Here is a 4,185-nt window from a genome sequence, read left to right as displayed (position 1 = left end):
ATCCTTGAGTACGAAGAAGGGAAGAGGATAGTCGGTCTTAAGAACGTCAGTGTAAACGAGCCTTTCTTCCAGGGGCACTTTCCGGGCTTTCCTCTCTTTCCGGGGGTGTACGTCCTTGAGGCTATGGCTCAGGTGGGCGGGATACTCATGATAAGGTCGTTAAACCTTGAGATAGGTAAGTACGCCGTCGTCTTTGCCGGCATTGATGGAGCCCGTTTCAAAAAGCCTATCTTTCCCGGCGACCAGCTCATAATGGAGCTGGAGGTAATCTCTCTTAAAAAGACCCTCTCAAAGATGAAGGGAACCGCAAGGGTAGGGGAAGAGGTGGTAGCGGAGGCTGTCCTTTACGCAGCTGCCAGAAAGCTGGAAGAGGTCAGAAGATAGCTACCTGTACCAGAGCTCCTTCGGAAGGGGAACTACCCTCTCGCCCTTTTTGAACATTAATAGATACTCCCTTACAAACTTCTCCTTGTAGAACTTCGGATTGCGCTTTATACGGGAGTGGATCGCCCGGAGCTTTATGTTCTTTCCTTCCTCCGCATCAATCAGCTGGGTTAGCCTGTCCGAGGCAAGCTTAAGCTGAAGAACCTTTTTAAGGTTGAGCTCCGATAGAAGGAGGTTCGCAAAGGTATTCACAGCAGCCAAGAGAAGAAAGCCGTAGGCGAGCTTCCTAATCAGAGAGAAATCCTCTGAATTCCTCCTTGCCCCAGAACTGTGCTCCATACCCAAGCTCTTCTTCTATTCTAAGTAGCTCGTTGTACTTTGCAATCCTGTCAGACCTTGAGGCTGAGCCTGTCTTTATCTGACCAGCGTTCGTTGCTACCGCAAGGTGAGCTATAAAGGTGTCCTCCGACTCACCAGATCTGTGGGATATTATTGGGGAGTAGGAGTTCTCCTTAGCCAGCATGACCGTATCAAGGGTCTCCGAGAGGGTTCCTATCTGGTTGAGCTTCACCAAGATTGAGTTGGCTACTCCCTCCTCTATCCCCCTTCTCAAAACCTTTGGGTTCGTGGTAAAGAGGTCATCTCCCACCAGCTGAACTCTGTCACCTATCGCCTTTGTGAGCTCCTTCCAGCCTTCCCAGTCGTTCTCCGAAAGAGGGTCCTCTATGGATACTATGGGGTACCTATCAAGGAACTCCTCGTAGAAGGCTATCATCTCCCCCGAGCTCAGCTTCTTGCCCTCAAGGTGGTATAGTCCGTCCCTGTAAAACTCTGAAGATGCACAGTCAAGGGCGAGGTATACGTCCTCACCCGGTCTGTATCCGCTCTTCTCTATAGCCTGCATCAAGGTATCAAGAGCCTCCTTGGTTGAGCTCAGGTTGGGGGCAAAGCCTCCCTCATCGCCAACGTTTGTAGAAAAGCCCTTTTCTTTCAGAACCTTCTTCAGGGTGTGGAAGACCTCAACGCCAGCTCTCAGAGCCTCTCTGAAGGAGCCACCGCATACGGGGACTATCATGAACTCCTGAATGTCAAGAGGGTTGTCCGCATGGGCTCCTCCGTTTATGACGTTCATGAGGGGGACCGGGAGCCTTGAGCCGAACCTGCCTCCCAGGTACTCGTAGAGAGATACTCCGAGCTCCTCCGCGCTTGCACGGGCAACAGCCATGCTGACAGCTAAGATAGCGTTCGCGCCGAGCCTTCCCTTGTTTTCTGTTCCGTCAAGCTCTATCAGGGCGAGGTCTATCTCCTTCTGATTCATGGACTCCATCCCTTTTATTCTCTTGGCTATCTCCCCGTTGACGTTGTCAACAGCCTTCAGCACACCTTTGCCGTGGAACCTCTTGGGGTCTCCATCCCTCAGCTCTATAGCCTCCCTCTCTCCAGTAGAGGCTCCGCTCGGGACGATAGCCCTGCCGACGGCTCCGCTTTCAAGAACAACCTCAGCCTCAACCGTGGGGTTTCCCCTTGAGTCAAGAACCTCCCTTCCGTGAACACCAACTATCGCAGACATGGGGAATATTTTAGCCTATGTGCCTTATGTATTTAGCCCCGAGGTCGTAGTCCGCCGACTGGCTCACCTCCACCTCTATCAGCTCTCCCTCCCTCAAAGGTGCCTCTTCGCTCTCTATGTAAACGAGACCATCAACCTCAGGAGCCTGAAGGTAGGACCTTCCCCTCGGAACGAAGGAGAACTCCTCCGAGTAGCCTTCAACTAGGACCTCAAGCCTCTTTCCGACGAGCTCTGCGTTCTTTCTGGTACACACCTCCCTCTGAATCTCCATGAGCTCTTCCCTTCTCCTGTCCTTCTCCCGCTTAGGGATGGGGTCTCCAAGAGGGTAGGCATGGGTGTCCTCCTCTTTGGAGTAAGTGAATACACCTGCCCAATGGAAGTGTCCCTCAGCAACAAAGTCCCTAAGAAGCTTGTAGTCCTCCTCCCCTTCCTCGGGATATCCAACGATGAAGGTAGTTCTGAGAACCGCCCCCGGTATCTCCTCCCTTATGCTCTCAACGAGCCTCCTTACAAACTCTTCTCCGTAGCCCCTCCTCATGCTCTTTAGCACCCTCGTTGATATATGCTGGAGAGGGATGTCAAAGTAAGGCAGGACCTTTTCCGAATCCCTTATGAAGGACAGGAGCTCACCGCTCACCTCCGTGGGATACAGGTAGAGGAGCCTTATCCACCTTATGCCCTCAACCTCCTCAAGCTCTGACAGGAGCCTTACCAGGGAGTCCTTCCTGTAGAGGTCCCTCCCGTAGTAAGTTGTATCCTGAGAGACTACGTTTATCTCCTTAACACCTCGCTCCGCGAGGTCCTTCACCTCATCAACTATATCCTCAATGGGTCTTGACCTGTGTCTGCCCCTTATCTTGGGTATGGCACAGAAGGAGCACAGGCGGTTGCAACCCTCCGCTATCTTGACGTAGGCGTAGGCACGGGGAGTTGTCAGGAGCCTGTGAGATGAGTACCTTGGCTCAAGCCCGAGGTGTTTCAGTATCTCGTCCCAGCTCTGGGTGCCGAAGTACCTCTCAACCTCGGGGATCTCCTTCTCAAGCTCCTTTTTGTATCTCTCAACGAGGCACCCCATGACGAGAACCCTTTTTCCTGAATCAATCACCTCAAGTATCGTATCTATTGACTCTCTCTTGGCGTCCTCTATGAATCCACAGGTGTTGACTATTATGCAGTCCGCAGATTCTATATCGGGTGTGAGCTCAACCCCAGCACCCCTGAGCTTTCCCAGAAGCACCTCGCTGTCAACGAGGTTCTTGGAGCACCCGAGGCTTATAACTCCAATCCTCATGGAGGATAATATATAGCATGGAGAGATATAAGGACTGGTTTGAACAAGGGGAGAGGGACCTGCGTAGAGCAGAGATAGACCTTGAACATGAGTTCTATGAGTGGGCTTGCTTTACAGCTCAGCAGGCTGCTGAAAAGTTTGTTAAAGCTCTTGGACTGAAGTTAAACGTGGATCTGTGGGGGCACTCTCTGACTGGAATGTTGAAAATCCTCAGAAAAACGGCTTCGCTGGACATACCTGACGAGATAACCGCCTGTGGGAAGGAGCTTGATAAGTACTACATACCTACAAGGTATCCGAACGGGTTTGCAGAGGGTAAACCTGCGGATTACTTTACAAAGGATGATGCCCGGAAGGCGATCTCCTGTGCGTATAGTATCAGAAGGTTCTGCGAAGGCTATCTATCTTGATAGGGAAGAGCTCTTCAGGGAGATTGAGGGAGTTGCCCGGGAGCTGAAGAAAAAGCCCTATGTGAAAGAGGTAAGGCTCTTCGGCTCTCTGGCTAAGGGAAGCCACCATGGTACCAGCGATGTTGACATCCTTGTAGTGATCAAAAATCAAAAGAGAGGCAGGCTGAGGGAGATATGGGAGGAGCTCTTTGATATCCTGAGTGAGGGGCTTTCCCTACCCTTTGACATCATCGTTATGGATGAAGAGAGCTTCAGAAAAGAACCGCAGAAGTACGGGAAGACCCTGAGGGTATAATAGTTCTCCCATGAAGGAGCTCAAGGATTACAACCCCCGGGAGATTGAACCGAGGTGGACAAAGTTCTGGATAGAGAAGGCTATATACCACGTTGAGAAGCCAAACAAGAGCAAGAAGTTTTCGGTTGTCATACCCCCACCCAACGTAACGGGCTCTCTCCACATGGGACACGCTCTGAACGCCACCCTTCAGGATGTGATAGTCCGGTGGCAGAGGATGAAGGGCAGGCAGGTC

General features: G+C 51.7%; 7 protein-coding genes. 4 read left to right on the top strand and 3 right to left on the bottom strand.

The window, feature by feature from the left end:
* On the top strand, window positions 1-384 hold a 384-nt coding region (fabZ, locus tag AC1HCM_RS03885), incomplete at its 5' end, for a 3-hydroxyacyl-ACP dehydratase FabZ (protein ID WP_479460467.1).
* Here fabZ and AC1HCM_RS03880 read toward each other — a convergent pair.
* The 3 genes from AC1HCM_RS03880 to rimO are packed head-to-tail and all read right to left on the bottom strand — an operon-like array spanning window position 385 to window position 3,245.
* Window positions 385-723 (bottom strand): hypothetical protein, encoded by a 339-nt coding sequence (locus AC1HCM_RS03880; RefSeq protein ID WP_479460466.1) that lies wholly within the window; start codon window positions 721-723, stop codon window positions 385-387.
* Entirely contained in the window at window positions 671-1,954 is a 1,284-nt protein-coding gene (eno, locus tag AC1HCM_RS03875; protein WP_479460465.1) for a phosphopyruvate hydratase, read from the bottom strand. Before eno ends, AC1HCM_RS03880 begins: the two co-directional genes overlap by 53 nt.
* Before the next feature lie 10 nt (window positions 1,955-1,964).
* Window positions 1,965-3,245: a 30S ribosomal protein S12 methylthiotransferase RimO gene (gene rimO, locus AC1HCM_RS03870; RefSeq protein ID WP_479460464.1), complete on the bottom strand. Its 1,281-nt coding sequence runs from the start codon at window positions 3,243-3,245 to the stop codon at window positions 1,965-1,967.
* A gap of 17 nt (window positions 3,246-3,262) precedes the next feature.
* On the opposite strand from rimO, the gene AC1HCM_RS03865 reads away from it, so the two are divergent.
* The 3 genes from AC1HCM_RS03865 to AC1HCM_RS03855 all read left to right on the top strand — a co-directional run.
* Window positions 3,263-3,655 (top strand): HEPN domain-containing protein, encoded by a 393-nt coding sequence (locus AC1HCM_RS03865; RefSeq protein ID WP_479460463.1) that lies wholly within the window; start codon window positions 3,263-3,265, stop codon window positions 3,653-3,655.
* Entirely contained in the window at window positions 3,612-3,950 is a 339-nt protein-coding gene (locus AC1HCM_RS03860) for a nucleotidyltransferase family protein (protein WP_479460462.1), read from the top strand. The genes AC1HCM_RS03865 and AC1HCM_RS03860 overlap by 44 nt, the downstream gene beginning before the upstream one ends.
* A gap of 10 nt (window positions 3,951-3,960) precedes the next feature.
* The coding region (locus AC1HCM_RS03855) for a class I tRNA ligase family protein (RefSeq protein ID WP_479460461.1) at window positions 3,961-4,185 on the top strand (225 nt) is incomplete at its 3' end.

The sequence above is a fragment of the Hydrogenivirga sp. genome (assembly GCF_056450045.1).
Note: the sequence above shows the minus strand (reverse complement) of the source record. Positions and strands in the feature narration are given on the sequence as shown.

What these genes read in the sequence shown, in the direction of transcription:
- AC1HCM_RS03880 (WP_479460466.1), bottom strand. Translation starts at nt 723, where the DNA reads ATGGAGCACAGTTCTGGGGCAAGGAGGAATTCAGAGGATTTCTCTCTG.
- eno (WP_479460465.1), bottom strand. Translation starts at nt 1,954, where the DNA reads ATGTCTGCGATAGTTGGTGTTCACGGAAGGGAGGTTCTTGACTCAAGG.
- rimO (WP_479460464.1), bottom strand. Translation starts at nt 3,245, where the DNA reads ATGAGGATTGGAGTTATAAGCCTCGGGTGCTCCAAGAACCTCGTTGAC.
- AC1HCM_RS03865 (WP_479460463.1), top strand. Translation starts at nt 3,263, where the DNA reads ATGGAGAGATATAAGGACTGGTTTGAACAAGGGGAGAGGGACCTGCGT.